The following is a 26,585-nucleotide window of genomic DNA, read 5'->3' on the forward strand; positions in this document are numbered from 1 at the left end:
CAAAAAAAGAGCAAAAGCGCGTACGCTTTTGCTCTTCGATCAATCAAATTAAGCTTGGATTGAAGTTACAACGCCTGAACCAACAGTACGTCCGCCTTCACGAATTGAGAAACGAGTTCCGTCTTCGATAGCGATTGGGTGGATCAATTCAACGTCGATTGTTACGTTATCACCAGGCATAACCATTTCAGTTCCTTCTGGTAATTCAACAACACCAGTTACGTCAGTTGTACGGAAGTAGAACTGAGGACGGTAGTTAGTGAAGAATGGAGTGTGACGTCCACCTTCTTCTTTTGTTAAAACGTAAACTTCAGCTTTAAATTTTGTATGAGGTGTGATTGTACCAGCTTTAGCCAATACTTGTCCACGTTGGATGTCTTCACGAGCAACACCACGTAGCAATGCACCAATGTTATCCCCTGCTTCAGCATAGTCTAACAATTTACGGAACATTTCAACACCAGTTACAGTTGTTTTAGCAGTTTCTTCAGCAATACCAACGATTTCAACTTCGTCACCAACGCGAACTTGTCCACGTTCAACACGGCCTGTAGCAACAGTACCACGTCCAGTGATTGAGAATACGTCTTCGACTGGCATCATGAATGGTTTGTCAGTGTCACGTTCTGGAGTTGGAACGTATTCGTCAACTGCAGCCATTAATTCCATGATTTTTTCTTCGTATGAAGCATCGCCTTCAAGAGCTTTCAAAGCAGAACCAGCGATTACAGGAACATCGTCGCCTGGGAAGTCATATTCTGACAATAAGTCACGAACTTCCATTTCAACTAATTCTAGTAATTCTTCGTCATCAACCATATCCATTTTGTTTAAGAAAACAACGATGTATGGTACACCAACGTTACGTGATAACAAGATGTGTTCACGTGTTTGAGGCATAGGACCATCAGCAGCAGATACTACTAAGATCGCGCCGTCCATTTGAGCAGCACCAGTGATCATGTTTTTAACGTAGTCCGCGTGTCCTGGGCAGTCAACGTGAGCATAGTGACGTGCTTCAGTTTCGTACTCAACGTGAGCAGTTGAGATAGTGATTCCGCGTTCGCGTTCTTCTGGAGCGCCATCGATTTGGTCGTAAGCTGAAGCTTGAGCCAAACCTTTTTTAGATAATACAGTTGTGATAGCAGCTGTAAGTGTAGTTTTACCATGGTCAACGTGTCCGATCGTACCAATGTTTACGTGGGGTTTAGAACGGTCAAATTTTTCTTTTGCCATTTTAAAATGTTCCTCCTAAAAATGCAGTTTATTTTTTATATTTGATAGGTAGGGAGCCGCAGCTCCCCATCCCTTATCATCGATAATATTGTACACGAAACTCAGAAAAAAATATAGCTTTTTACTTAATTTCCTATACTTCCATCAATTATTCAGCTTTGCCGCCGTTTTTCTTGATGATTTCTTCTTGAACAGATTTTGGTACATCTTCATAGTGATCAAATGTCATCATGAACGTACCGCGACCTTGTGTTGATGAACGAAGTGTCGTTGCGTAACCAAACATTTCAGCTAATGGCACGATTGCGTTCACGATTTGTGAGTTACCGTGTGCTTCCATTCCTTCTACGCGTCCACGACGAGCAGTTACGTGACCCATAACATCACCTAAGTAATCTTCTGGTACAGTGATAACTACTTTCATCATTGGTTCAAGAATTACTGGATTTGCTTTCTTCGCTGCAGCACGTAAAGCCATAGAAGCTGCAACACGGAAGGCAGTTTCACTTGAATCGACATCATGGTATGAACCATCATAAAGTTTTGCTTTGATGTCTACTAATGGGTAACCGGCTAAGACACCGTTCGCCATTGAGTCTTCAAGTCCTTTTTCAACTGCTGGGATGTATTCACGAGGAACCACACCACCGACAATCGCGTTTTCGAATTCGAAGCCTTTACCTTCTTCGTTTGGTGTAAATTCGACCCATACGTGACCGTATTGACCTTTACCACCAGACTGACGTACAAATTTACCTTCCGCTTGTGTTGCTGCACGGAATGTTTCACGATAAGAAACTTGAGGCGCACCTACGTTTGCTTCAACTTTAAATTCGCGACGCATACGGTCAACTAAGACGTCCAAGTGAAGTTCTCCCATACCAGCGATAACAGTTTCGCCTGTTTCAGCGTTTGTTTCCACACGGAATGATGGATCTTCTTCAGCAAGTTTTTGTAAAGCAACCCCCATTTTATCTTGGTCAGCTTTTGATTTAGGCTCAACAGCGACTTCGATAACTGGTTCTGGGAATTCGATTGATTCAAGGATTACTGGTGATTTTTCATCACATAGTGTATCCCCAGTTGTTGTGTCTTTCAAACCAACAGCAGCGGCGATATCGCCTGAGTATACTGTTTGGATTTCAGCACGTGTGTTGGCGTGCATTTGTAGGATACGACCGATACGTTCGCGTTTGCCTTTTGAAGCATTCAATACGTATGATCCAGAGTTCAAGATACCTGAATACACACGGAAGAATGTCAAACGACCTACGAATGGGTCAGTCATTACTTTAAATGCTAATGAAGCAAATGGTGCTTCATCGTCAGCCGGACGATCAGTTTCTTCGTCTGTTTTAGGATTGATCCCTTTAATCGCAGGAACATCAAGTGGTGAAGGCAAGTAGTCGATGACTGCATCCAACATCAATTGAACCCCTTTGTTTTTAAAGGCAGATCCACAAAGAACAGGGAAAAAGTCAACAGTCAATGTTGCTTGACGAATACCAGCTTTCAATTCTTCTTCAGTGATTTCTTCACCTTCCAAGAATTTCATCATTAGTTCTTCATCAGTATCAGCAACAGCTTCGATTAATTTTTCGCGCCATTCTTCAGCTAATTCTACATATTCTTCAGGAATTTCAGTCTCTTGGATTTCAGTTCCTAAGTCATTTGTGTAGATTTCAGCTTTCATTTTTACTAAGTCGATAATACCAGTAAAGTCATCTTCCGCACCAATTGGTAATTGGATTGGGTGAGCATTTGCTTGTAAACGATCATGTAAAGTTGATACAGAGTATAAGAAGTCTGCACCAATTTTGTCCATTTTGTTACAGAATACAACACGTGGTACGCGGTAATCTGTCGCTTGACGCCAAACTGTTTCTGTTTGAGGTTCTACACCTGATTGTGAGTCCAACACAGTTACAGCACCATCAAGTACACGCAATGAACGTTGCACTTCGATTGTGAAGTCCACGTGTCCTGGTGTGTCGATGATATTTACGCGGTTTTCTTTCCATTGCGCAGTTGTCGCAGCAGAAGTGATTGTGATCCCACGTTCTTGTTCTTGTTCCATCCAGTCCATTTGAGAAGCACCTTCATGTGTTTCACCAATTTTATGGATTTTACCTGTGTAATAAAGGATACGTTCAGTTGTCGTTGTTTTACCAGCGTCAACGTGGGCCATGATCCCGATATTACGAGTTTTTTCTAGCGAAAATTCTCTTGCCATTCTAGGTTGTTCCCCTCTCATTCTTACTTAACTTAAGCTAAGGTTGTCTCAGTACCTTCCAATAAAAAGCAGTGAGGATCTTACCAACGATAGTGAGCAAATGCGCGGTTGGCTTCCGCCATTTTGTGTGTGTCTTCGCGTTTTTTCACAGAAGCACCAGTGTTGTTTGCTGCATCCATGATTTCTTTTGCAAGACGTTCTTCCATTGTGTGTTCGCCACGCAAACGAGCGTAGTTTACCACCCAACGAAGACCTAGAGTTGTACGACGTTCAGGACGTACTTCTACTGGTACTTGGTAGTTAGAACCACCGACACGGCGAGCTTTAACTTCCAATACAGGCATAATGTTTTTCATTGCTTGTTCGAAAACTTCCAATGGATCATTTCCTGTAGATTCTTTGATAATGCCAAAAGCATTGTAGATAATATTTGCAGCAACACCGCGTTTACCATCAACCATTACACGGTTGATCAAACGAGTTACTAATTTTGAGTTATAAATAGGATCTGGTAAAACATCACGTTTTGCAACAGGACCTTTACGAGGCATCCGTAACTCCTCCTTCCGAGATATCAGTTCTGATTTAAATAAGATTCATTTGATCTGTTTGTCTTAAAGTTTAAGCTTTAGGACGTTTTGTACCATATTTAGAACGAGATTGTTTACGATCGTTAACACCGGCAGTATCCAATGCACCACGAACGATATGGTAACGTACCCCTGGTAAGTCTTTTACACGTCCACCACGTAACAAGACCACGCTGTGTTCTTGTAAGTTGTGTCCGATACCTGGAATATAAGCTGTCACTTCAATCAAGTTTGACAAACGAACACGCGCATATTTACGTAGAGCTGAGTTCGGTTTTTTCGGTGTCATAGTTCCCACACGAGTAGCTACCCCACGCTTTTGAGGTGAGTTAACATTCGTTTGAGCTTTCTTGAAACTGTTATATCCTTTGTTCAATGCTGGTGAATTTGATTTTTCAACCTTGGATTTACGAGGTTTACGTACTAATTGATTAATTGTAGGCATCCCTAGTTGTCCTCCTTCCTTGATTCGCTTTATAGTCCCACACATCCAGGTGGTTCTTTTTTTGCGATAAAAAATAATGCATTCTCTGCATTCATATCAACTATGCTTTGATAGACAGTCAGCACGTCTCCAACGAGAGACCTGTAGATAAAGCACCTTTGATAGAATATCATGCTTATTCTTACCTGTCAAGTATCCTCCTAGGCTTTTTTCAAAAGAAATCTGTTACGAAAAAATCCGCAAATTTTGCGCTTCTTCCTATATAATAGAGACAAAGCATTTATTTAAAAAAGGCGGGAAGAAAATGAACCTAAAAGAAATGGTCGGCATTGAAGCGGCTAGTTATGTAAAAGATGGCATGGTCGTTGGCTTGGGCACTGGCTCAACAGCCTACTACATGATTGAAGAACTGGGTCGACGTGTAAAAGAAGAAGGTCTATCGATCACTGGTGTCCCAACTTCTTGGGCATCGAAAAAACAAGCAGAAGGATTAGGTATCCCGATTCGCACCATCGATGAAGTGGACGCTGTGGATCTAACGATCGACGGTGCAGATGAGATCAGCAAGGATTATCATGGCATCAAAGGCGGCGGTGCAGCCCTTTTATTCGAAAAAATCGTGGCGTCTAACTCCAAAAAAGTTTTGTGGATCGTTGATGAATCGAAAATGGTCGAAACACTTGGTGCCTTCCCGTTGCCAGTGGAAGTGATCCCTTATGGCAGCCAACAGCTGTTGCGTCTGTTCGAGAAGAAAAACTACCATCCAAAACTGCGTCTGAATGAAGAAGGCGAACCTTTAAAAACCGATTGCAGCAATTACATCATCGATCTTCATCTAGAAACGATCACCGCTCCTACTGAGTTGGCACAGGAATTAGATGCTACAGTGGGCGTGGTTGAACACGGTCTGTTTTTGGATATGGTTCATACGATCATTGTCGGATTGCCTGAAGGACCGAGTACCAAGCACGTTAGATAAAGGAAACAAAAAAGAGGAGCGATAATGCTTCTCTTTTTTTCGTTATTTTTCTTCAATCGACTTAATTTTTATTATTTTTTGTGCAAATTACCCTATCATTTAAGAAATAATTATGATACATTCAATAAAAAGGGAAAGGTAGGAGGGTTTATGAAAATCATAGGCTATGCTCGTTCAACGATCACCGACAACTCAACAAGTGAACAATTAAACAAGCTCGAAGAATTTGGGTGTCATGAATTTTTCCATGAGACATTTAGCGTGGAAGAAAGTGAAGAAAATCATTCATTGGAGTCAGTGGTGGCACAAATGCAGCCCGGCGACACCTTAGTCGTTACGGAACTGCATCGTTTAGGGAAAACGACCAGACAGCTGACCGATCTCACTGATCTATTAAAACAGCGAGAGCTTCATCTGGTTTCACTGGCAGAACAAATCGATACCCGCGGTCCGATGGGACAGGTTTACTTCAATTTAATGGAAGGACTTGCGATCATGGAACGCTCACTCATCAAAGAGCGCACGCTGGTCGGCTTAAATAAAGCCCGCAAAAAAGGCAAAATTGGCGGTCGTCCAAAAATCGATCCAAAAACGATTAAAAAAATCCGTCAATTGTACTACGAAAAAAAAGAAACGATTCAATATATTTCTGAAAAATGCGGTGTTTCTGTAGGTACATGCTATAAATACATAAAATTATCCGAAGAAGAATGGAACAAGTTACGTTCATAGTTGTCGACTCCCCCTAGAACAGCATGAAACAAAAGCGGTCCTCTTTTTAATGATCCCCTTTTGTTTTTCCTTAAGAATGGCGTTTTCCCCCAGCTTTTCCTCCAAAACCATGGAAATTCTTTGAGAAAGAGTGTACAATAAATACGGAATTGAAAATTTCAGAAAAATATCGAATATCTAAAGGAGAGTTTTACATGCCAAAATTAGTATTTTCTCGTCATGGACTAAGCGAATGGAACAAATTAAACCAGTTTACCGGTTGGGCTGATGTTGATCTAGCGCCAGAAGGTGTCGAAGAAGCAATCGAAGGCGGACGTAAAATCAAAGAAGCAGGCATCGAATTTGACGTTGCTTACACATCTGTTTTAACTCGTGCCATCAAAACTTGTAATTACATTTTAGAATATTCTGATCAACTTTGGGTACCAACGATCAAATCATGGCGCTTAAACGAACGTCATTACGGTAAATTACAAGGTTTAAATAAAAAAGAAACTGCTGAAAAATACGGTGACGAACAAGTACACATCTGGCGTCGTTCTTACGATGTTTTACCTCCATTGATGGAAGCTTCAGATGAAGGTTCTGCTGCAAACGACCGTCGTTATGCAATGCTTGACCCTCGCGACGTACCTGGTGGAGAAAACTTAAAAGTTACTTTAGAACGTGCATTGCCTTTCTGGCAAGATGAAATCGCCCCAGCATTAAAAGACGACAAAACTGTCTTAGTTGCGGCTCACGGAAACTCTCTACGTGCATTAGCAAAACATATCGAAGGTATTTCTGACGAAGATATCATGGATCTTGAGATCCCAACTGGTCAACCACTTGTTTATGAATTGAACGATGATTTGACTGTTGCGAAAAAATACTACTTATAAGCCTCGCTTATCGCTGCCCTTTTTAACCAAAGGGCAGTTTTTTTATTGGCATTTTCTCCCCCCTCTTTTATAATTGAGGGCATACTCGAAAGGAGCTTATTATGAAACTAGTCAAAAATGATACCGTTTTATTTTTAGGTGACAGCATCACAGATTGCGATCGTGATCGCCAAGACCCCCACGATTTAGGACATGGGTTTGCCCGTCTCGTTGCCGATCAGCTGGCAGAGAAATTCCCCACTGCGGGCTTTACCTTTTATAACCGCGGGATCGGCGGCAATAAAGCTGCCGATGTCTTAGCCCGTCTCCAAGAAGATTGCCTCCAATTAGCGCCTGACGTCTTGGTCTTTATGATTGGGATCAACGACACGTGGCACAATGCCGGTGGTCCCGATTTTGGTTCAGAAGCTGCGGCAACGTCCTTTGAGGCAACCTACCGTCAAATTCTGGAACAAGTGACCCAACAGGGGATCACGCGTATTTTCTTGCTGGAACCTTTTGTATTGCCATATCCTGAAGATCGCCAAACCTGGCGGATCGATCTTGATCCGAAAATCCAAATCGTTCGTCGCTTAGCTGCCGCCTTTCATTGTCAACTGCTGCCGCTGGATGGCTTGTTTGCCGAAGCATCCGTCGCTAGCTCCCCACAGGCACTGACAGGCGATGACGGTGTGCACCCTACTCCTGCAGGACACGCCTTGATTGCGAATCAGCTAATGGCCCGTTTGGCTTTTTCTTCTGAAGGGTAAATAAACAGACCGCTCCGCGACAACCAAGTCGCAGGAACGGTCTTTTTAATGATTAAAGATAGGTTGAAGGAGTCAAGGAATCTTGGTAGATTGCGATCACGTCTTCTTCTTGTAGCGGTACATACGCATTTGTTGCAATAGAGCTGAATTGAACTGCTTGAGCCGCCATTTCAGCAAAATGAGTGTCATCGGCGATTCCCACTTCTGGCAAAGTCATCGGAATATCGCAAGAAGCAAAAAAGTCATACAGTTTTTGAATCCCCATTCGGGCAGCTAATTCTGGCACTGCTTCTTGGACACCAAAGACTTCTCTGGCAAAACGCGCAAATTTCGGCGCCGTTTCTTCATTCAATACATGAAGCATCCAGCGTGGGGTCAGGATCGCTAAGCCGATGCCATGGGTAATGTCATAAAACGCACTCAACTCATGCTCCATCGCATGACAAGACCATGCACCACCCTTGCCGCTTCCAGTCAAACCATTTAAGGCTAAGGTGCTCGCCCACATCAAATTCGCCCGTGCGTCATAGTCCGAGGGATCCTTTAATGCGATGGGCAGATTTTTAATGACTGCTTTTAGCAATCCTTCTGCTACACCGTCTTGGACATCTGTTCCTTCTGTTTTACTGAAATAGTTTTCAATCAGATGGCTCATGATATCCGCTGAACCTGCAGCCGTTTGATAACGACTGACACTAAAGGTCGTTGTTGGATCTAAAAAGGATACTTTCGGTAAAAATTCGGGTCCGTGAACGCCAAGTTTTTGTTTCGTTTCTAGATTAGAGATCACTGCGCCGCGATTCATTTCACTGCCGGTAGCCGCAAGGGTCAAGATCGTTACTAATGGAATCGCTGGTCCTTGATAGCTTCTGGAAAGTACTAAGTCCCAAGGCTCTTGCTCACTGCAAGCCGCCCCAGCAATCACTTTGCTGCAATCAATTACAGAACCGCCGCCAACAGCTAAAATAACGTCGATCTTTTCTGAACGACAAAGAGCGGCTCCTTGACGAACGGTTTCGATTCGTGGATTTGGATCGACACCAGTCAATTCAGTGACTTGATTGCCGTTGGCAGTCAATTGCGCCATGACTACATCGTACAAGCCGTTTTTCTTGATACTGCCGCCACCATAGACTAGCAAGACGTTTTTTCCAAATGTATTCAGTACTTCTGGCAATTCGTTCAGACGGTCTTTCCCAAAACGAATGTCCGTCGTTACATGAAACGTAAAATTATTCATTGTCTCGTCTCCTTTTTACACCTTTTCTTTTCATTAAACCATTTTCTGGCAAAAGTGCAACGCTTCTTCGTGGCTTTTTGCCAACAAAAAAAGATAACACATTCTCGGTTGCATGCAAACCAATACGATTTGGCTGCTTGCTCTATCAAAAGCAAGCAGCCCTCGCATCGTTCATGCACCGATCCTGTGGTATCTTTTTTACGCGATCGCTGTTTCTAAGCCAACTTTGATCATGTCGTTAAACGTCGTTTGTCTTTCTTCTGGCGTTGTTTCTTCTCCAGTGATGATGTGGTCGCTGACGGTACAGATCGCTAAGGTTTGAACGTGGAATTTCGCCCCTAAATAGTATAAGGCTGCGGCTTCCATCTCAACACCCATCACTCCAAGGTCTGCCAACTGTAACGTTTCCGTCATGTCATCTTTGTAGAAGGTATCTTCAGATAAGATGTTGCCGACGTGGGTCGTAAATCCTGATTCAATCGCTGTATCATAGGCTTTACGCAGCAGTGCAAAGTCAGCGATTGGTGGGAAATGGAAACTTTGGAAGTTTTTTGCCACCATCGAGGAACTTGTTGCTGCCGCTTGGGCAATCACAAGATCACGCACATGGACATCTTTTGAGATGGCACCACACGTACCGACCCGAATCAATTTCTTCACGCCGTAAGAGTTGATCAATTCATGGGCATAGATGCTCGCTGAAGGCATGCCCATGCCGGTTCCTTGGACAGAGACCCGCTCGCCCTTATAAACGCCTGTATAGCCCAACATTCCCCGAACATTGTTGTAACAGATCGGGTCTTCTAAAAATGTTTCAGCAATATATTTTGCCCGCAGTGGATCACCTGGTAACAAGATTTTGTCTGCGATCTCGCCTGCTTTTGCTTCGATATGAACGCTCATTCGTTTTTCTCCTTTGGTCTGCTTTTTATAGTACTGCTAACGTTTCTTTGATCAACGCTTTAAATTCTGCCTTGACCCGTTCCGTCGTTTCCACGACTTCTTCGTGATTCAAGCTCGCTTGCATACCAGCAGCCAAGTTTGTGATGCAAGAAACACCTAAGACTTTCAAGCCACTGTGAACAGCAACGATCACTTCTGGGACAGTCGACATACCGACAGCATCGGCACCGATCGTCCGAGCAAAGCGGATCTCTGCTGGCGTTTCATACGTAGGACCTGAGAAGCCCATATAGACGCCTTCTTTTAAGTGCAATCCTTTTGATGCGCCAACTTTTTGTGCCGCTTCCCGATAAGGCAAATGGTAAGCTTGGCTCATATCTGGGAAACGTGGACCCATTTCTTCTTCGTTTTCACCAATCAGTGGGTTGTCCCCCATAAAGTTGATTTGATCGGTGATCAACATCAAGTCTCCAGGCTGGAAGTTTTCGTTCACACCGCCACAGGCATTGGTCACGACTAAAGAATGAGCTTTCAATGCCGCCATCACACGGACGGGGTAAGTGACCGTCTGCATCGAATGGCCTTCATAATAATGGAATCGTCCTTGCATCGCTAAGACTTTTTTCCCAGCTAATGTTCCATAGACCAATTGTCCAGCATGACCGACCACTGTCGAAACAGGAAAATGCGGGATATCGTTATAAGGCAACACGATTGGGTTTTCGATCTCATCGGCTAATTCCCCTAAGCCAGAACCTAAAATCAAGCCAAATTCCACTTCACCGACGCCGCTTCCTTTGATAAATGCCGTTGTTTCTTGTAATTTCTCATGTAACGTTGTCATTTCATCACCTCTAGTTTAAATGTTTTAAAAAGCTAGTTCCGTTTTCTGTAGCTGAAACACCAAAGTTTTCAGCGATCGTTGCGGAAATATCCGCATAGTAGCCTTGTGGCAATTTTCCTTGGCCTTGGAATTTCTTGCTGTACGCTAGTAATGGCACATATTCTCTCGTGTGATCCGTTCCCGTAAAGGTTGGGTCATTGCCGTGGTCAGCTGTGATCAACAGCAGATCCTCGTCTCCCATTGCTTCTAAGAGTTCTGGAATACGCAAATCAAAATCTTCAATGGCGTGGGCATACCCTACGACATCGCGACGGTGACCATAAAGCGCATCGAAATCGACTAAGTTCGTAAAGCTTAGACCCGTAAAGTCTTGTTTCATCACCTTCAGTAATTGATCCACACCGTCCATATTGCTCTTCGTCCGTACAGAATCGGTGATTCCTTGCCCGTTGAAGATATCATTGATTTTCCCAACGGCGATCACGTCTTTTCCAGCTTCTTTCAATGAATCTAACACTGTATGGCCAAATGGATCGAGTGCGTAGTCATGACGATTGCTCGTACGAGTAAAGTTTCCAGGCTCACCGACATAAGGACGCGCGATGATGCGGCCGATCATATACGGCTCATCTTTCGTGATATCCCGAACGTACTGACAAATACGATACAATTCTTCTAATGGAATGATTTCCTCATGAGCGGCGATCTGCAACACTGGGTCAGCCGAAGTGTAAACGATCAGATCCCCGGTCTTCATTTGATGTTCGCCAAAGTCATCAATGACTGCTGTCCCAGAATATGGCGCATTGCAGACGATTTTGCGTCCAGAGAACGCTTCGATCTGTTGCAATAATTCATCGGGAAACCCATCTGGAAATACGCGGAAAGGCTTTTGGATATTCAAGCCCATGATCTCCCAGTGACCCGTCATCGTATCTTTCCCAACAGAAACTTCTTCCAATTTGGTTGCATACCCATCATGGTCAGCTACCGCCTTTACGCCTTCTAAAGGACGAATCGTACCTAGGCCTAATTGTTCCAAGTGAGGGATCGTTAAGCCTGCTTCTTTTGCAATATGGCCTAATGTATCTGAACCGACATCACCAAAAGCTGCCGCATCAGGTGCTTCACCAATTCCGACTGAATCCATCACGATCAAGTGTACACGTTTAAACATTCTATTCCCTACTTTCTTTATTTTATGCTTTTTCAAGCGGATCTACTACCTCTATCATACTAAACTTAAGCAAAAATTGCGCTGGGTTGCTTTGGAAATTTCCTGACGCTTTCCTTTCACCCAGAGGATAGAAAAAGGGCAGGACACAGCAACACATTCATGTCCCATAGCCCCACCCTTTCATACTGAAAAAATTATTTAGATTTAATATAGTTCTTCCCGTTAGCTTTCGGACCAGCAGCTTTTCCAAGGAAAAGAACGAGCACGATGATCGTCAAGGCATAAGGCGCAGCTTGTAAGTAAACCGCTGGAATGGAAGAGATGATTGGCAGCTGGCCACCTACGATACTGATGTTTTGCGCGAAACCGAAGAAAATCGCTGCTCCCATCGCACCAAGTGGATTCCATTTACCAAAGATCATCGCAGCCATCGAGATAAACCCTTGACCGGCGATCGTTGTCACAGCAAAGCGACCCGCGATCGATTGAGCAAACAAGGCACCGCCCATCCCACCAAGGAATCCAGAGATCAAGACGCCTGAGTAACGCATCACGTAAACATTGATCCCTAAGGTATCAGCTGCTTGAGGATGCTCACCGACAGAACGAAGACGCAACCCAAAGCGTGTTTTGAAAATCACGAACCACGCGATCACTGAGATCAAAATGGCGAAGTACGCCGGTAAGAACGTTTGATTAAAGAAAATCGGGCCAATGATAGGAATATCTTTAAGAATCGGGAAATTGAAATACCCCAATGTCCGTTGGATGTTATCGGTTTGCCCTTTGTTGTAGATCGCTTTAACTAAGAACACGGCCAAAGCTGGTGCCATCAAGTTCATCACCGTACCACTGATGATGTGGTCTGCACGGAAGTTGATGGTTGCCACCGCATGCAGCAAGGAGAAAACCACACCGACAAGTCCGCCGACGAGCATCCCTAACCACGGTGTCCACGCACCAAATTGTGACGCAAATTCAATATTGAAAACAATCGAGCTAAAAGCACCCATAACCATGATTCCTTCAAGACCCACGTTAACGATCCCGCTTCGCTCTGAGAACACGCCACCTAGCGCCGTCAAAATCAGAGGAGACGCATAAATCAATGTTTGAGTGACGATCGAAGAAATTAAACTAATATCCATTAGATGGTTCCTCCTTCCTGATCTTGATCGTTTGGTTGGGCTTCAATCTCCTGTACGACCAGCGCTTCTTTTTTGCCGTCAAAGATTTTTGCCAACAAGAAACGAATCACAAAACTGATCGCTACGAAGAAAATAATAATTGCGATATTAACATCAACTAATTCAGATGGAATACCTGCAAACTGCATGCCTTGTCCACCTAATTTCAAAATACTGAACAAGAGGGCTGAAAGCAAGATTCCGATCGATGAGCCGCTTCCTAACAAGGATACAGCCATACCGTCAAACCCGATGCTTAATGATGACCCTTGAACGAAGAAGTTTTCAAACGTTCCTAGTCCTTGAACGACTCCACCTAATCCGGCAAGTGTTCCAGAGATGATCATGGAGATAATGATCGTCCGTTTGCTACTCATCCCAGCATATTCAGAAGCGCTTGGGTTCAAGCCCACCGCGCGGATCTCATAACCAAGAGTGGTTTTTTTCATCAAGAACCAAACCAAAACTAAGAAGATCAAGGCCAAGAAGATCCCCAAGTTCAAGCGAGAGTTGCTCGTGATGCTTGCTAGAAACGGTGTCTGCATGGAGGCATTTTCCCCCACCATTTTCGTGACCCCTTTTGTCGTGATCATGGATTCGCTCATCACATTATTGACTAAATGGTTCCCCGTATAAAGCAAGATATAGTTCATCATGATCGTCACGATGACTTCACTCGTACCAAAGAATGCCCGTAGGAACCCAGGAATCGCAGCTGCGATCGCCCCGCATAACGCCCCTACGATCACGGCTAATGGCAAGACCACCAACCGAGGCGCATCCGGCATCGCTAGTGCGACCCAGATACTGGCAACCCAACCTGCTAGCGCTTGACCAGAAAGACCGATATTGAAGAATCCCGCTGAGTTTGCAACGGCAAATCCAAGAGCGGTAAAGATCAATGGTCCTGCTGTAACAAAAATCTCACCAATGTTGCGGGCATTTAACCCACCTGTTTGTCCGTTGATAAAAACGGTCCGGAACATTTGTGTATACCCTGTGATCGGGCTGTAGCCGAAGGCCGCCATGATGATTCCGCCAAGGACGAATCCCAACAAGACAGCGATGATCGGCACTAATATATTGCGGATCTTTTCTTTGCGGTTATTCAACCGAACCACCTACTTCCTCCATTTGCAGCTCTCGTCTTGCTTCCTCCAAGGAGTACCCTGCCATCAACAAGCCAAGCTCTTTCTCTGATGTTTCTTTCGGATCAACGACCCCAACGATCTCACCAGCATGAATAACAGCAATGCGGTCTGATACATTCAAAATTTCATCTAATTCAAAGCTGACTAATAAAACAGCTTTGAACTTATCCCGTTGTTCAATCAAGCGTTTGTGGATAAATTCGATCGCTCCGACATCCAACCCACGGGTCGGATTGGCAACGATCAATAGATCAGGATCGCGGCTGATTTCTCGTGCGATAATCGCTTTTTGTTGATTCCCGCCGGACAATGCCCGTGCCGGTACGATCTCATTGACTGTTCGTACGTCAAATTCTTGAATCAAGTCACGAGCAAACTCGTTGATCTCTCCATAGTCCAAGACACCTGCATTACTCAAAGGTTTTTTGTAGTAGGTTTGTAAGGCGATGTTTTCTGATAACATCATATCCAAGACAAGCCCGTATTTATGGCGGTCTTCTGGCACATGACCAACGCCGGCTTCGGTGACTTTCCGAGGCTTGAAGTTGGTGATGTCATCGCCATTCAGCAAGACCTTGCCACTTTCGACTTTCCGTAAACCAGTGATGGCTTGTAACAGCTCTGATTGCCCATTGCCATCGATACCAGCAATCCCCAATACTTCACCTGCACGTACTTCTAAGCTTAAGTTTTTGACTGCTTCTAAGCCACGGTTTTCTTTTACAACTAAGTTTTCAACAGAAAGCACGACTTCTTTTGGTGACGCCTCTTTCTTCGGTGTCTTGAAGGACACAGAACGACCAACCATCATATCGGCCAACTGTTGGGAGCTGACGTCTTTGACATTGACAGTGCCGATCCCTTGCCCCCGACGGATAACTGTACAACGGTCTGCCACCGCTTTGATCTCATCCAGTTTGTGGGTGATCAAGATAATCGATTTGCCTTCACGCACCAATCCGCGCATGATTTCGATCAGCTCTTCGATTTCTTGCGGTGTCAAAACTGCCGTTGGTTCATCAAAAATCAGTACATCTGCGCCGCGGTAAAGAGTTTTCAAGATCTCTACCCGTTGTTCCATCCCGACAGAGATGTCACGCACATAGGCATCTGGATCAACCGATAAACCATATTGTTCAGAAACTTTTTTGATTTCTTTGCGGGCTTTCTTGCGATCTAACACACCGAGATGATGGGGTTCGCTTCCCAAAATGATATTTTCTGTTACAGTAAAGGCGTCTACCAGCATGAAATGCTGATGCACCATACCGATCCCCAATTTGTTTGCTGCGGTCGGACTCGTGATATTCACTTTTTCACCATTCATCCAGATTTCACCAGATGTTGGTTCCAATAATCCTGACAGCATATTCATCAAGGTCGACTTGCCCGCTCCATTTTCACCAAGCAATGCGTGGATTTCTCCTGGCCTTACTTGCAAGTTGACATCGTCATTGGCTTTGAACGTTCCAAACTCTTTGGTGATATGACGCATTTCTACAACATATTTTTCCTCAGCCAAATTACTCACATCCTTACTTTCTAATTCGCTTATACAAACCATTCGTCATGTCAAAAAAATAATTGCTATTGCTTAGGATGATTACTATCCTCATGAAAACCCGTAGCTTTCATCAACATAGTAATCCAACAACGATCATCTTGCCCTAGGCTAGGGCAAGATAACCGAAAAGAACCACTTTATTTTTCAGGTGTTTCTGGTACTTCTACTTTGCCGTCGATCACGTCTTGTTTCGCTGTTTCGATCGCTGCTTTGGCATCATCTGAAAGGAACCCTTCAGTAATGTCTACACCGCCATCTTTCAAGCCGTAAACAATGTGTTCGCCGCCAGGGAAGTTATCTTCTAACGCACGAGTTGAGATATCTTGTACCGCTGCGCCAACACCTTTCAATGTTGAAGCCAGTGTGAAGTTATCTTCTTTGCCGTCAGCAGTTGTGAATTTTCCTTCGTCTTGTTGATCGCTATCCACACCGATGACCCAAACTTTTTTGTCTTCTAGGTCTGCTTCGTTCAATTGTTCGTTGATTGCTTTTGCTTCTTGGAAGACACCTGCACCAGTACCGCCAGATGCGTGGAAGATTACGTCAGCGCCGCCTTGATACATTGAAGCTGCCAATGCTTTTCCTTTGGCAGGATCACCAAATGATGCTGCATATTGAGAATCAATGGTAATTTCTTTGCCTAGTTTTTCAGCTGCGTCTTGAACACCCTTTGTGAAACCAGCTTCGAAACGGTCGATAACGACGCCTTCTTCACCACCGATGAAGCCGACTTTGTTTGTTTTGGTTGTATAAGCTGCAGCATAACCAGCTAAGTAAGCTGCTTCATTATCTTTAAATGTTGCTGAAACAACGTTGTCTTTGCCTTCGATCACATCATCGATGATCCCGAATTGTGTATCAGGGTTTTGGTCTGCTGCTGCTGCGATTGAATCTTTCAATAAGTAACCTACACCGAAAATCGTTTTGAAACCATTTTGAACGGCACCATTTACGTTTGTTGTGTATTCTGATGCTTCATTTGATTGCACGTAGTCATAACCACCAGCACCGCGAGCGATCCCGTGTTCTTCCCCCCATGCTTCTAAGCCTTCCCATGCGGATTGGTTGAATGAACGGTCATCCACCCCGCCGATATCGGTAACGATTGCGACACTATGCGCTGCATCAGTCGTACCGTCTGCAGAACCGCCACCAGTTGAATCAGTTGAACCTGAATTTCCTCCGCCACAAGCACCAAGTAAAGTCAACCCAGCTACTGCAACAATACCTAAACTAAATAATTTTGCTTTTTTCATTGCTGTAAAGCCCCCTAAAAATATAGTTTTTTTCAACAGCCGCATCGACTGAATGAACATGGTTTATAAATCTTTGTTCGTAAAGTAATAAGGCAATAGGCCTTCTACCGTGGTTTCTTTGATCACACCATCATCGCCGACTAAGGTCACCGGCATATCTGGCGCACAAAATTCCACCATGACCTGGCGGCAAGCACCGCAAGGAGAGATCGGTTCTGGCGTATGACCCGCCACAACCAAATGTTGAAACTCTTTTTCGCCTTCAGAAACGGCTTTGAAAAAAGCCGTTCGTTCTGCGCAATTTGTTAAGCCATATGAGGCATTTTCAATGTTGATCCCTTGATATATCGTCCCATTTTTGGCAACGAGACAAGCACCGACCGGAAACTTAGAGTACGGCACATACGCTTTATCTAAGACGGAAACGGCGGTGTCGATCCACTCTTTTTTCGCTATTGTCATTGTCTTCCCCGCTCTTGTTTTTAATTTTTGCTACTTTACTTAATGCTAGGCTTAATAGCCAGCACCTGTTGAGCCAGTCACGATGGCAACACTTGCGCTTGTTCCTAAGCGATTTGCCCCCGCTTCGACCATAGCTGCCGCTTCTGCTTCGTTGTGGATACCACCGGAAGCTTTGACACCCATTTCTGGTCCTACAGTTTCACGCATCAAGCGAACATCTTCAATGACTGCCCCACCAGTTGAAAAGCCAGTTGAGGTTTTCACGAAATCTGCACCGGCTGCTTTGGCTAATTCACAGGCTTTGACGATTTCTTCGTTGTCTAATAACGCTGTTTCAATGATTACTTTGACAAGCGCTTTGTCTTTGGCTGCTTCAACGACTGCTTCGATGTCTGCTTGAACTTTTTTGTATTGTTTTGATTTCAAGGCACCTACGTTGATTACCATATCGACTTCATCTGCGCCGTTTTTGATCGCATCTGTTGTTTCATAAGCTTTGACCTCAGATGTGTTTGCCCCTAAAGGAAAACCGATCACGGTACAAACAGCCGTTGGTTCGCCTTGTAATTTTTCTGCTGCTAATGAAACCCACGTTGGATTGATGCAGACAGAATAGAAGTGATAGGTTTTTGCCTCTTCGATGATTCGTAAAACATCTTCCTCCGTTGCGTCTGCTTTCAAAATCGTGTGGTCGATCATGCGATTCAATTCCATTTTTATTCGCTCCTTATTCTGTAATAATGTCATGGATCAATGGCGGTTCTGCGCCATCTTCCCCAATTTCAATATTTTGGTCGATCAATGCTTTGACATCCTCGATTGCTTCGGTATTGCTATAGATCGTCAATAGCGATTCCCCTTCAGTTACGGATTCGCCAACTTTCTTATGCAATTTGATGCCCACTGCATGGTCGATGTCTTCGTCTTTGGTCTTACGACCTGCCCCTAACATCATCGCCGCGATCCCTAGCTCATTGGCAACTAATTTCGTCACCACGCCGCTAGTTTTCGCTGGGACCTCAACTTCATATTTTGCTGTCAAAATCTTGCTCGGGTCATCGATCACTGAAGCGTCTCCGCCTTGATCTATGATCATCTGTCTGAATTTTTCTAACGCTTTGCCTGAATGCAAGGCTTCTTCCAACAGTTGGCGTGCTTCTTCCAATGAATCAGCTTTTTTCGCTAAAACGACCATTTGGCTGCCCAGTGCATAGCACATTTCTTCCAAGTCTTTCGGTCCTTTTCCTTGCAGTGTCTCAATAGCTTCCACCACTTCCAAACTGTTCCCGATCGCTTCCCCTAGAGGTTGTGACATATCAGAAATGACTGCCATCGTTTGGCGATTTGCCAATTTTCCGATGCGGACCATCGTTTGGGCTAAGCGTTTGGCATCCTCCAAGTTTTTCATAAAGGCGCCATCGCCTGTGGTTACATCTAACACGATCGCATCGGCACCTGCCGCGATTTTTTTACTCATGATCGAGCTGGCGATCAATGGGATCGAACTAACCGTTGCCGTCACATCTCGTAAGGCATACAGTTTTTTGTCCGCAGGAGCTAAATCTCCTGATTGACCGATCACGGCCACTTTACTTTCGTTGACTAATCGGATAAAGTCGGCTTCAGAAAGCTCGATTTTAAATCCAGGGATCGCTTCAAGCTTGTCTAACGTCCCTCCGGTATAGCCTAAGCCGCGGCCAGACATTTTCGCAACCGGTACGCCAACACTACCCACTAATGGCGCTAGGATCAACGTGGTCGTATCACCAACACCACCAGTCGAATGCTTATCGACTTTGATTCCTTCAATTGAGGATAGGTCGATCACTTCACCAGAATTTGCCATTGCTAGCGTTAAGTTCGTGATCTCTTCATCTGTCATATCTACATAAAAAATAGCCATCAACAAGGCACTCATTTGATAATCTGGAATACTTCCTTCAGTATACGCAGTTACAATGTAGTCAATTTCTTCCTTCGTCAATGACTTGCCGTCACGTTTCTTTTCAATTAAATCCACCATTCGCATCGAAATGACCCTCGCTTCCTTTAACATTATACAATAATTTTTCGTAGGGTAAACCACTTTAGTAAAACAGTTTACTAAATATCGCAAAACTATGAAAACACTTACAAGAAGAAATATACCGCATTATTTCTCGCTTGTCAATGTCTTCACGCTCTCACGAATAATTAATTTTGTATCAAAAATCTTATTTGGAATTCGCCGTGTCGGAAACTCAATGGCGTCCACTAAAAACTTCGCTGCGGTAAAACCGATCTCAAAGGTCGGCTGCATGACCGTGGTAAGCGGTGGTGTGATGTATTCCGATAATTTCAAGGCATCAAAGCCGATCACCGAGTAGTCTTCTGGTACTTTTTTACCCGCCTCATAAATCGCTTGATAACAGCCGATCGCCATGGCGTCGTTGCCGCAGAAGAACGCTGTGATCTCTTTGTACTTCAATAATTCTTTCGTTGCTTCGTACCCGCCGGTAACCGTTAATTCAGCATTTTCTACATATCGGCCTTTAAAAGGGATCTGATGGTCCTTTAAGGCATGGCGATAGCCATTGAACCGTTCCTCTAATTGATAGTAGCCGGTGATTTCTTTGAGCATCGCAATGTTGCGGTGACCGTTTTTGATCAAATAACTGACGGCTTGGTAGGCACCTTCGTATTCTTTCACGATCAAACGACCATTGTCCCGCTGATTGATCCCGCGATCGACTAAAATAATTGGTCGGTCATCAAAGAACCCGCTCTTCAAGGAATAATCCTCCGGCAGTAAATGCGGCGTCGCTAATAAGATACCATCTACCGAACGATGAGACAGTTCATTCAAATATTGAACCTCTTTTTCTTGGCTGTGGCGCGAATTGCATAACACTAGCATGTAACCTAGTGGATTGAAATAACTTTCCGCCCCTTCAATGACTTTAGAGAAAAAGAAATCCGTCACATCAGGCACGATCATTCCGATCGTTTTTGAATGGCGGTTGATAAGATTCGAAGCAAAAAAATCCGGCTTATAGTGATATTTATTTACGATATCTAAGACCCGCTTCCGGGTTTCTTCACTAAAACGGCTGCCTTTATTGTTTAGGATCTGCGACACGGTCGTGACAGAGACGCCAGCCATTTCAGCAATCTGTTTAATCGTCAATTTCATCTGCTTCTCTCCTCTCTTGCCTAAAGTGTAGCAAATTTTTCTCAAAAAAAATAGCACACTTTCAACAAGTGTGCGACTTTCTTTTTCGTTGATCAAAAATAGCCCGATGATATAGACAGCTGATTAACCAACGCTGCAATTGCCCGAAAGGCTGTTGGCAATAGGCTTTTTGAGAAACCAACTGGTCCAGTTGCTGCTAACCAGCGCTTGCCTTGGCGATGCCTTTGATCTGCTGAGAATCAAAGAGCAGCTACGCTTCTTTTACGCTTTGAATGATGTAATAGCCTTTGTCTTTTTTGATGATTTCGGCATTGCCAAAGGTCTCTTGCATTTTCTTTTGAGCACTCGGCGCCCCTTGTTTCTTTTGGATCACGATCGTTAAAGTTCCCCCTGTTTTTAGTAGCGGAAACGCCCCTGTCAAAATCTCATGGACGACTTCTTTTCCTGCCCGAATCGGTGGATTGCTGAGGATCGCCGCATAAGCAGGTTGATTTAATTGGGCATAGATATTGGATTGATGGATATCTACCTGTTCAATGCCGTTACGCTGGGCATTGCCTTTTGCCAAATCCACTGCCCGCTGATTGATATCGATCATCTCGACAGGTCGCTGACTTGCATAAGCCAACGATAAGCCAACAGGACCATAGCCACACCCAACGTCTAGCAGACTTCCTTCTGGCAGCTCCGCCCACTCAAACGCATCGATCAGCACCCGCGAGCCGTAGTCCACCGTGTCTCGGGAAAACACCCCGCTATCTGTCACAAAATGAAACTTCTTTCCTCTTAATTCAAACGACCACTGTTCAAAATCATGGGCTGTATCAGGATTTTCTGTATAGTAATGATTACTCATGTTTATGCTCCTTTCTTCTATTCCCTTTTCGCTTGTTTTTTCTACTGGCTTCTACTGGTTTTTTCCTTGTTGCTTCTATTAGAACGAGTGAACGTAGTGAAAACACCAGTAAAAAGGCGTGCAAGATTTGTCTGCTGCTTCTTTCTAATCATACCGAAAAACAGCCAGAAGTAAACGCCCAGCAAAAAAAACAACGAAAAAACAGTTTTTTGTTGTTTCTGCAAAGGAAATCATGTCTTTTTTCCAAGTTCAGCGGGTTTCTATGGTAAAATACTTTCGAACAGTGGCCTATCGCTTCTAAGAGAAACCGATGATGCCGCAAAAAAGGAGCCTACTATGCAAGAAACCATGAATTTTTATCAAATTCCTCGTGAGCAATGGCAAGGGTTTTATACGAACGGAATGATGCCTTTCACTCAAGAAGAATTGGATAATATCAAAAGTTTGAACGACCGGATCTCGGTCCAAGATGTGGAAGATGTTTACGTGCCTTTATGCCATCTGATCCATCTTTATATGAAAGAGTTTGAATCATTGACCCTCAGCAAGGGACTCTTTTTACACCGCTATGTTAAAATGCCGCCTTTTATCATCGGCATCGCCGGAAGCGTCGCCGTCGGCAAGAGTACCACCGCACGGCTCGTCCAAAATTTATTGGCCCGTTTGTTTCCCCGCAGAACCGTCCAACTGATCACCACTGACGGCTTTTTGTATCCGAACGAAGTCTTGGAAGAACGCGGCAGCTTGAATCGCAAAGGATTTCCAGAAAGTTATGACATGGAAGCCTTGATCAACTTTTTGAATGCGGTCAAATCAGGAGAACCAGACATCCAGATCCCCGTCTACTCCCATGAAGTCTACAATATTATTCCTGATACGTATGAAACGATCAGTCAACCAGATATCTTGATCGTGGAAGGCATCAATACCCTGCAACTACCTGCCAACCAACAAATCTATATCAGTGACTTTTTTGATTTTTCAATTTTCGTGGACGCCCAACCGGTACTGATTGAAAAATGGTATTTGGAACGATTTGAATCATTACTAGACACTGCCTTTCAAGACCCTAGCAATTATTATTACCAATATGCGATCGGGGATCGCAAGGAAGCGATTAAAATGGCAAAAGAAGTATGGAAAAATGTGAATTTAAAGAATTTACACGAGTATATCTTGCCTACACGCAGCAGAGCCGATATAATTCTTCATAAAACAAAGCACCATTTGATCGATGAAGTGTTCTTGCGCAAGTATTGACCGCTTCATTTTTATAATTATGCTGTTGAAAAGGCCTAGCCTTTTTTCAATAAAAACTAAAAGAATTGAGGTAATTTATTGTGACAAACGTTGACACTTTGCCAAACGTCGAAAAAATTATCGTACTTGATTACGGTAGTCAGTATAACCAGCTGATTACACGCCGTATTCGTGAGTTCGGTGTTTTCTCAGAATTATTGAGCCACCGCATTACCGCTGAAGAAGTAAAAGCGATGAATCCAAAAGGGATCATCTTATCTGGCGGACCAAACAGCGTCTACGACGAGAACTCTTTCGGTATCGACGAGAAAATTTTTGATTTAGGCATCCCAGTTTTAGGGATCTGTTACGGCATGCAGTTGATTACTTATAAATTAGGCGGAAAAGTTGAACCTGCCAAAAACCGTGAATACGGCAAAGCAGAATTGGAAGTCACTTCTGATGCAGCGGCCCTTTTCCAAAACACGCCCGCAACCCAAACCGTGTGGATGAGCCACGGGGACTTGGTCACTCAAGCACCTGCAGGCTTTGATGTTGTGGCGACGAGCAAAGATTGCCCGATTGCTTCTATCCAAGATGCAGAACGCAAAATGTACGGTATCCAATTCCACGCAGAAGTTCGCCATTCAGAATACGGCAACGACTTACTGCGTCACTTTGCCATTGACGTTTGTCAATGTACAGGTGATTGGACAATGGATAACTTCATCGATATGGAAATCGCAAAAATCCGCGAACAAGTGGGCGACAAAAAAGTCTTGCTTGGTCTTTCCGGCGGGGTCGATTCTTCTGTCGTTGGTGTTCTTTTACAAAAAGCGATTGGCGATCAACTGACTTGTATTTTTGTTGACCACGGCCTCTTGCGTAAAGGCGAAGCCGAGCAAGTAATGGAAAGCTTAGGTGGCAAATTCGGCTTGAACATCATCAAAGTTGATGCCAAAGAACGTTTCCTATCAAAACTTGCTGGGGTTTCTGATCCTGAAGAAAAACGCAAGATCATCGGAAATGAATTCGTGTACGTCTTCGATGATGAAGCAACCAAACTAGCTGGCGAAGAAGGCGTTTCTTTCCTTGCCCAAGGAACCCTTTATACCGACGTCATCGAATCAGGGACCGAGACTGCTCAAACCATCAAATCACACCACAATGTGGGTGGTTTACCTGAAGACATGCAATTCAAATTGATCGAACCATTGAACACCTTGTTCAAAGACGAAGTCCGTGAATTAGGGACTCAACTTGGCATGCCAGACAGCATCGTATGGCGCCAACCATTCCCTGGACCAGGTCTAGGCATTCGTGTCCTTGGCGAATTGACAGAAGAAAAACTAACGATTGTCCGCGACTCGGACGCAATCTTGCGGGAAGAAATCGCAAATGCCGGCTTAGACCGCGACATTTGGCAATACTTCACCGTCTTACCAGGCATCCGCTCCGTCGGTGTCATGGGCGATGGCCGGACCTACGATTATACCGTCGGCATCCGTGCAGTCACTTCGATCGACGGCATGACCGCTGACTTTGCCCGCATCCCTTGGGAAGTCCTACAAAAAATCAGCGTCCGCATCGTCAACGAAGTCGCACACGTCAATCGGATCGTGTATGATATTACGAGTAAACCACCTGCTACTGTTGAGTGGGAATAAAACATTTAAAAATATCGATTTAAAGGTATTCTGATGCTAAAAAACGTGCAAATCCATAAAACAATACACGTTATCTATCAGAATTTTGATAGGAATTTTTAAGAAAACTGAGTTGAGCGTTGAAGAGGTATCGTATTTTCGATATCTCTTTATTTATTTCAAAACATGTATCTAATATAAGACTTATCTTCTAATACTAAAACTCTAAACTTTTGATTTAATATTTCCACTGTTCTGCTATAATTATCGTGAGGGAAGTTGAATATGAGTTGTGTAACTGCGACTTAATAAATTAATGTTGGAGATACGTCTTCTGCAGCAATTGTGATATTTATACTGGTATTAAAGTAGGCTGTTTCCCAGCTTTGTCTCGAAAACGGTAGAGCTTCCCTCAATAAAAATAAGGACTGTCTGAAAATGCACCTACAAGAGTTGAAATCATTTACTGATATTGCAAGTTCGCTTGATGTTACAGCTGGACATTTAAGGCGCTTACTTTTTGAGGAAAAAAATAATCTTTATTTCGAATTTGAAATTCCAAAGAAAAATGGTTCATTGAGAAAAATATATGCCCCTAATGACAGTTTATTGTTTATACAAAAAAGGTTAAGCGCTATTTTAAGCAGTAGTGTAAAACTTCATGATAAAGCTTATGGTTTTATCAACAAAAGAAGTATCGTAGATAATGCACAATTACATATAAGAAAGAATGTTTTACTTAATATTGATTTAGAAAATTTTTTCCCCAGTATTTCTTTTGGAAGAGTACGAAGTATGTTCATGAATTATTTCAGACTAGATAAAAATGTTGCAACTACTTTAACAAATATATGTTGCCATCCTGGTGGTTTTTTACCTCAAGGATCCCCTACTTCCCCAGTAATATCAAATATTCTATGTAAAACTTTAGACAAAGATTTAGATCGATTAGCAAAAAATTCATTTGGTGCTACTTATTCTAGATACGCTGATGATATAACATTTTCAACTAAAACGAGATTTAATGAAAATATCGTTATTGAGGAAAATGGAAAAATAGTTTTAGGCTCTAGTCTAACAGATATAATTAATAGGAATGGTTTCAAAATAAACCCATACAAAACAAGATTACAAAAAGCCAATCAACATCAAGAAGTTACTGGAATAATTGTTAATAAAAAACTTAATGTGGATAGACGATACATCAGGAAAATTAGAGCAATGCTCTACTCAATAGAAGAAAACAGTAAAAATCTGACAATTCCCTTGGAAAAATTCACTGAAGCAGGCTATAAAGGGGATAGTATAGAAAATATGTTGAGAGTAATCAAAGGTATGATAAATTATGTCAGTATGGTAAAAGGAAAGCATGATACCGTATTCGAGCAACTGGCAAAACGTCATAATGCTATTTTAAAAGAACTTGAAATAACAAAAGTAAATCCAATTTTTATCCCTCCAAAAATGCGCCTTGAAGAATCAGTGTGCGTAATAAAAGAAACATCATTAACTTTGTTCTCTAAAGATAAAACAATTATGGAAACTACAGATTATGGCCAGGGGAGTGGTTTTCTTTTAAAGAATTACGGAATATTATCTAATTATCATGTGTTCGAATTTCTTATTGAAGAAATTTTAAGCGGATTATCTCCAATAAAAAACGAGTTCTTTGCAGAAATGTTTTTTGGTGAAAGAACTTCAAAGCATGTGAAAGCTAAAATTGAGAAATACAGTAAAGAACATGACTTAGTATTATTAATTCCAGAGGATTTATCTTTATTAAATTCTGGACTTGAAAAATTTCAAGGTGTACTGGAAAAAAATGCCGACGTTTATTTGTTGGGTTATCCTGATTTTGAAGATGGAGACCAAATGAAATTTGAGAAGGGACAATATCTTCGCACTGTTAACAGTGATGGCATAAAGAAATACGAAATAAGTCAGATTATTTTGGCTCTACAATATTTAGTGTTGGTGGAAAATCTACGGATTTTCTACCAACACTTTTTTTGTAAAAAAAGATAGAAAAAGAGATAGCCTAAC

General features: G+C 43.2%; 24 protein-coding genes. 7 read left to right on the plus strand and 17 right to left on the minus strand.

Annotation, left to right across the window (positions count from 1 at the left end):
• Positions 1 to 48 precede the first annotated feature (48 nt).
• The 4 genes from tuf to rpsL all read right to left on the minus strand — a co-directional run bounded on the left by tuf (position 49) and on the right by rpsL (position 4,504).
• A complete protein-coding gene (gene tuf, locus ACIPK1_RS17070; protein ID WP_005226902.1) occupies positions 49 to 1,236 on the minus strand; it encodes an elongation factor Tu in 1,188 nt (395 codons plus the stop codon).
• Positions 1,237 to 1,384: 148 nt separating this feature from the next.
• Positions 1,385 to 3,469 (minus strand): elongation factor G, encoded by a 2,085-nt coding sequence (fusA, locus tag ACIPK1_RS17075; protein ID WP_005226900.1) that lies wholly within the window; start codon positions 3,467 to 3,469, stop codon positions 1,385 to 1,387.
• Positions 3,470 to 3,549: 80 nt separating this feature from the next.
• Positions 3,550 to 4,020 (minus strand): 30S ribosomal protein S7, encoded by a 471-nt coding sequence (gene rpsG / locus ACIPK1_RS17080; RefSeq protein WP_003127957.1) that lies wholly within the window; start codon positions 4,018 to 4,020, stop codon positions 3,550 to 3,552.
• A gap of 70 nt (positions 4,021 to 4,090) precedes the next feature.
• Positions 4,091 to 4,504 (minus strand): 30S ribosomal protein S12, encoded by a 414-nt coding sequence (rpsL, locus tag ACIPK1_RS17085; RefSeq protein WP_003127956.1) that lies wholly within the window; start codon positions 4,502 to 4,504, stop codon positions 4,091 to 4,093.
• Between the two features lie 304 nt (positions 4,505 to 4,808).
• Here rpsL and rpiA point away from each other — a divergent pair, with 304 nt between their 5' ends.
• The 4 genes from rpiA (at position 4,809) to ACIPK1_RS17105 (ending at position 7,845) form a co-directional block, all read left to right on the plus strand.
• Complete coding sequence (gene rpiA, locus ACIPK1_RS17090; RefSeq protein ID WP_005226875.1) at positions 4,809 to 5,483, plus strand: ribose-5-phosphate isomerase RpiA; 675 nt, start codon at positions 4,809 to 4,811, stop codon at positions 5,481 to 5,483.
• 150 nt (positions 5,484 to 5,633) lie between these two features.
• Complete coding sequence (locus tag ACIPK1_RS17095; RefSeq protein ID WP_005226873.1) at positions 5,634 to 6,215, plus strand: recombinase family protein; 582 nt, start codon at positions 5,634 to 5,636, stop codon at positions 6,213 to 6,215.
• 194 nt (positions 6,216 to 6,409) lie between these two features.
• Entirely contained in the window at positions 6,410 to 7,096 is a 687-nt protein-coding gene (gpmA, locus tag ACIPK1_RS17100; RefSeq protein ID WP_005226871.1) for a 2,3-diphosphoglycerate-dependent phosphoglycerate mutase, read from the plus strand.
• A 101-nt stretch (positions 7,097 to 7,197) separates the two neighbouring features.
• Positions 7,198 to 7,845: an SGNH/GDSL hydrolase family protein gene (locus tag ACIPK1_RS17105; RefSeq protein WP_005232551.1), complete on the plus strand. Its 648-nt coding sequence runs from the start codon at positions 7,198 to 7,200 to the stop codon at positions 7,843 to 7,845.
• A gap of 52 nt (positions 7,846 to 7,897) precedes the next feature.
• On the opposite strand, the gene ACIPK1_RS17110 is transcribed toward ACIPK1_RS17105, so the two are convergent.
• The 13 genes from ACIPK1_RS17110 to ACIPK1_RS17170 all read right to left on the minus strand — a co-directional run bounded on the left by ACIPK1_RS17110 (position 7,898) and on the right by ACIPK1_RS17170 (position 21,657).
• Complete coding sequence (locus tag ACIPK1_RS17110) at positions 7,898 to 9,085, minus strand: iron-containing alcohol dehydrogenase (RefSeq protein WP_301389127.1); 1,188 nt, start codon at positions 9,083 to 9,085, stop codon at positions 7,898 to 7,900.
• A gap of 198 nt (positions 9,086 to 9,283) precedes the next feature.
• Positions 9,284 to 9,988 (minus strand): purine-nucleoside phosphorylase, encoded by a 705-nt coding sequence (gene deoD / locus ACIPK1_RS17115; protein WP_005226852.1) that lies wholly within the window; start codon positions 9,986 to 9,988, stop codon positions 9,284 to 9,286.
• Between the two features lie 25 nt (positions 9,989 to 10,013).
• The gene (locus tag ACIPK1_RS17120; protein ID WP_139959909.1) at positions 10,014 to 10,832 is read right to left on the minus strand and encodes a purine-nucleoside phosphorylase; all 819 of its coding nucleotides are present in this window, start codon (positions 10,830 to 10,832) and stop codon (positions 10,014 to 10,016) included.
• A 10-nt stretch (positions 10,833 to 10,842) separates the two neighbouring features.
• Positions 10,843 to 12,009, minus strand: a complete 1,167-nt coding sequence (deoB, locus tag ACIPK1_RS17125) for a phosphopentomutase (RefSeq protein WP_005232555.1) — start codon at positions 12,007 to 12,009, stop codon at positions 10,843 to 10,845.
• A 194-nt stretch (positions 12,010 to 12,203) separates the two neighbouring features.
• Positions 12,204 to 13,157, minus strand: coding sequence for an ABC transporter permease (locus tag ACIPK1_RS17130; RefSeq protein WP_005232556.1), 954 nt, complete (start codon positions 13,155 to 13,157; stop codon positions 12,204 to 12,206).
• Positions 13,157 to 14,308, minus strand: coding sequence for an ABC transporter permease (locus ACIPK1_RS17135; protein WP_005226844.1), 1,152 nt, complete (start codon positions 14,306 to 14,308; stop codon positions 13,157 to 13,159). The genes ACIPK1_RS17130 and ACIPK1_RS17135 overlap by 1 nt, the downstream gene beginning before the upstream one ends.
• Entirely contained in the window at positions 14,301 to 15,842 is a 1,542-nt protein-coding gene (locus tag ACIPK1_RS17140) for an ABC transporter ATP-binding protein (protein WP_369907731.1), read from the minus strand. Before ACIPK1_RS17140 ends, ACIPK1_RS17135 begins: the two co-directional genes overlap by 8 nt.
• 206 nt (positions 15,843 to 16,048) lie before the next feature.
• A complete protein-coding gene (locus ACIPK1_RS17145; protein WP_034872080.1) occupies positions 16,049 to 17,167 on the minus strand; it encodes a BMP family protein in 1,119 nt (372 codons plus the stop codon).
• Between the two features lie 63 nt (positions 17,168 to 17,230).
• Positions 17,231 to 17,629 (minus strand): cytidine deaminase, encoded by a 399-nt coding sequence (locus tag ACIPK1_RS17150; RefSeq protein WP_301389128.1) that lies wholly within the window; start codon positions 17,627 to 17,629, stop codon positions 17,231 to 17,233.
• Positions 17,630 to 17,680: 51 nt separating this feature from the next.
• Positions 17,681 to 18,343: a deoxyribose-phosphate aldolase gene (deoC, locus tag ACIPK1_RS17155; RefSeq protein WP_008376411.1), complete on the minus strand. Its 663-nt coding sequence runs from the start codon at positions 18,341 to 18,343 to the stop codon at positions 17,681 to 17,683.
• A gap of 13 nt (positions 18,344 to 18,356) precedes the next feature.
• A complete protein-coding gene (locus ACIPK1_RS17160; RefSeq protein ID WP_301389129.1) occupies positions 18,357 to 19,658 on the minus strand; it encodes a pyrimidine-nucleoside phosphorylase in 1,302 nt (433 codons plus the stop codon).
• Positions 19,659 to 19,781: 123 nt separating this feature from the next.
• Entirely contained in the window at positions 19,782 to 20,801 is a 1,020-nt protein-coding gene (locus ACIPK1_RS17165; RefSeq protein ID WP_005226832.1) for a LacI family DNA-binding transcriptional regulator, read from the minus strand.
• A gap of 250 nt (positions 20,802 to 21,051) precedes the next feature.
• On the minus strand, positions 21,052 to 21,657 hold the full coding sequence (locus ACIPK1_RS17170; RefSeq protein ID WP_016611508.1) for a class I SAM-dependent methyltransferase: 606 nt from the start codon (positions 21,655 to 21,657) through the stop codon (positions 21,052 to 21,054).
• Positions 21,658 to 21,993: 336 nt separating this feature from the next.
• Between ACIPK1_RS17170 and coaA the strand changes: the two genes are divergently transcribed.
• The 3 genes from coaA to ACIPK1_RS17185 all read left to right on the plus strand — a co-directional run bounded on the left by coaA (position 21,994) and on the right by ACIPK1_RS17185 (position 26,567).
• On the plus strand, positions 21,994 to 22,917 hold the full coding sequence (gene coaA / locus ACIPK1_RS17175; protein ID WP_016611510.1) for a type I pantothenate kinase: 924 nt from the start codon (positions 21,994 to 21,996) through the stop codon (positions 22,915 to 22,917).
• A gap of 80 nt (positions 22,918 to 22,997) precedes the next feature.
• On the plus strand, positions 22,998 to 24,563 hold the full coding sequence (guaA, locus tag ACIPK1_RS17180; protein ID WP_016619593.1) for a glutamine-hydrolyzing GMP synthase: 1,566 nt from the start codon (positions 22,998 to 23,000) through the stop codon (positions 24,561 to 24,563).
• A 417-nt stretch (positions 24,564 to 24,980) separates the two neighbouring features.
• A complete protein-coding gene (locus tag ACIPK1_RS17185; RefSeq protein WP_400451377.1) occupies positions 24,981 to 26,567 on the plus strand; it encodes a reverse transcriptase domain-containing protein in 1,587 nt (528 codons plus the stop codon).
• Positions 26,568 to 26,585: the final 18 nt, after the last annotated feature.

This window comes from Enterococcus sp. NPDC086594, assembly GCF_044746145.1.
In the GTDB taxonomy this organism is placed as follows: domain Bacteria; phylum Bacillota; class Bacilli; order Lactobacillales; family Enterococcaceae; genus Enterococcus_D; species Enterococcus_D entomosocium.

Bases quoted from the DNA above. Each gene is read 5' to 3' on its own strand.
- ACIPK1_RS17150 (WP_301389128.1), bottom strand. From the start codon at position 17,629: ATGACAATAGCGAAAAAAGAGTGGATCGACACCGCCGTTTCCGTCTTA.
- ACIPK1_RS17165 (WP_005226832.1), bottom strand. From the start codon at position 20,801: ATGAAATTGACGATTAAACAGATTGCTGAAATGGCTGGCGTCTCTGTC.
- ACIPK1_RS17105 (WP_005232551.1), top strand. From the start codon at position 7,198: ATGAAACTAGTCAAAAATGATACCGTTTTATTTTTAGGTGACAGCATC.
- deoB (WP_005232555.1), bottom strand. From the start codon at position 12,009: ATGTTTAAACGTGTACACTTGATCGTGATGGATTCAGTCGGAATTGGT.
- ACIPK1_RS17095 (WP_005226873.1), top strand. From the start codon at position 5,634: ATGAAAATCATAGGCTATGCTCGTTCAACGATCACCGACAACTCAACA.
- ACIPK1_RS17145 (WP_034872080.1), bottom strand. From the start codon at position 17,167: ATGAAAAAAGCAAAATTATTTAGTTTAGGTATTGTTGCAGTAGCTGGG.
- ACIPK1_RS17160 (WP_301389129.1), bottom strand. From the start codon at position 19,658: ATGCGAATGGTGGATTTAATTGAAAAGAAACGTGACGGCAAGTCATTG.
- tuf (WP_005226902.1), bottom strand. From the start codon at position 1,236: ATGGCAAAAGAAAAATTTGACCGTTCTAAACCCCACGTAAACATTGGT.
- coaA (WP_016611510.1), top strand. From the start codon at position 21,994: ATGCAAGAAACCATGAATTTTTATCAAATTCCTCGTGAGCAATGGCAA.
- rpsG (WP_003127957.1), bottom strand. From the start codon at position 4,020: ATGCCTCGTAAAGGTCCTGTTGCAAAACGTGATGTTTTACCAGATCCT.
- ACIPK1_RS17170 (WP_016611508.1), bottom strand. From the start codon at position 21,657: ATGAGTAATCATTACTATACAGAAAATCCTGATACAGCCCATGATTTT.
- ACIPK1_RS17130 (WP_005232556.1), bottom strand. From the start codon at position 13,157: ATGGATATTAGTTTAATTTCTTCGATCGTCACTCAAACATTGATTTAT.
- fusA (WP_005226900.1), bottom strand. From the start codon at position 3,469: ATGGCAAGAGAATTTTCGCTAGAAAAAACTCGTAATATCGGGATCATG.
- ACIPK1_RS17110 (WP_301389127.1), bottom strand. From the start codon at position 9,085: ATGAATAATTTTACGTTTCATGTAACGACGGACATTCGTTTTGGGAAA.
- deoD (WP_005226852.1), bottom strand. From the start codon at position 9,988: ATGAGCGTTCATATCGAAGCAAAAGCAGGCGAGATCGCAGACAAAATC.
- rpiA (WP_005226875.1), top strand. From the start codon at position 4,809: ATGAACCTAAAAGAAATGGTCGGCATTGAAGCGGCTAGTTATGTAAAA.
- ACIPK1_RS17185 (WP_400451377.1), top strand. From the start codon at position 24,981: ATGCACCTACAAGAGTTGAAATCATTTACTGATATTGCAAGTTCGCTT.
- deoC (WP_008376411.1), bottom strand. From the start codon at position 18,343: ATGGAATTGAATCGCATGATCGACCACACGATTTTGAAAGCAGACGCA.
- ACIPK1_RS17120 (WP_139959909.1), bottom strand. From the start codon at position 10,832: ATGACAACGTTACATGAGAAATTACAAGAAACAACGGCATTTATCAAA.
- gpmA (WP_005226871.1), top strand. From the start codon at position 6,410: ATGCCAAAATTAGTATTTTCTCGTCATGGACTAAGCGAATGGAACAAA.
- ACIPK1_RS17140 (WP_369907731.1), bottom strand. From the start codon at position 15,842: ATGCGTCATATCACCAAAGAGTTTGGAACGTTCAAAGCCAATGACGAT.
- rpsL (WP_003127956.1), bottom strand. From the start codon at position 4,504: ATGCCTACAATTAATCAATTAGTACGTAAACCTCGTAAATCCAAGGTT.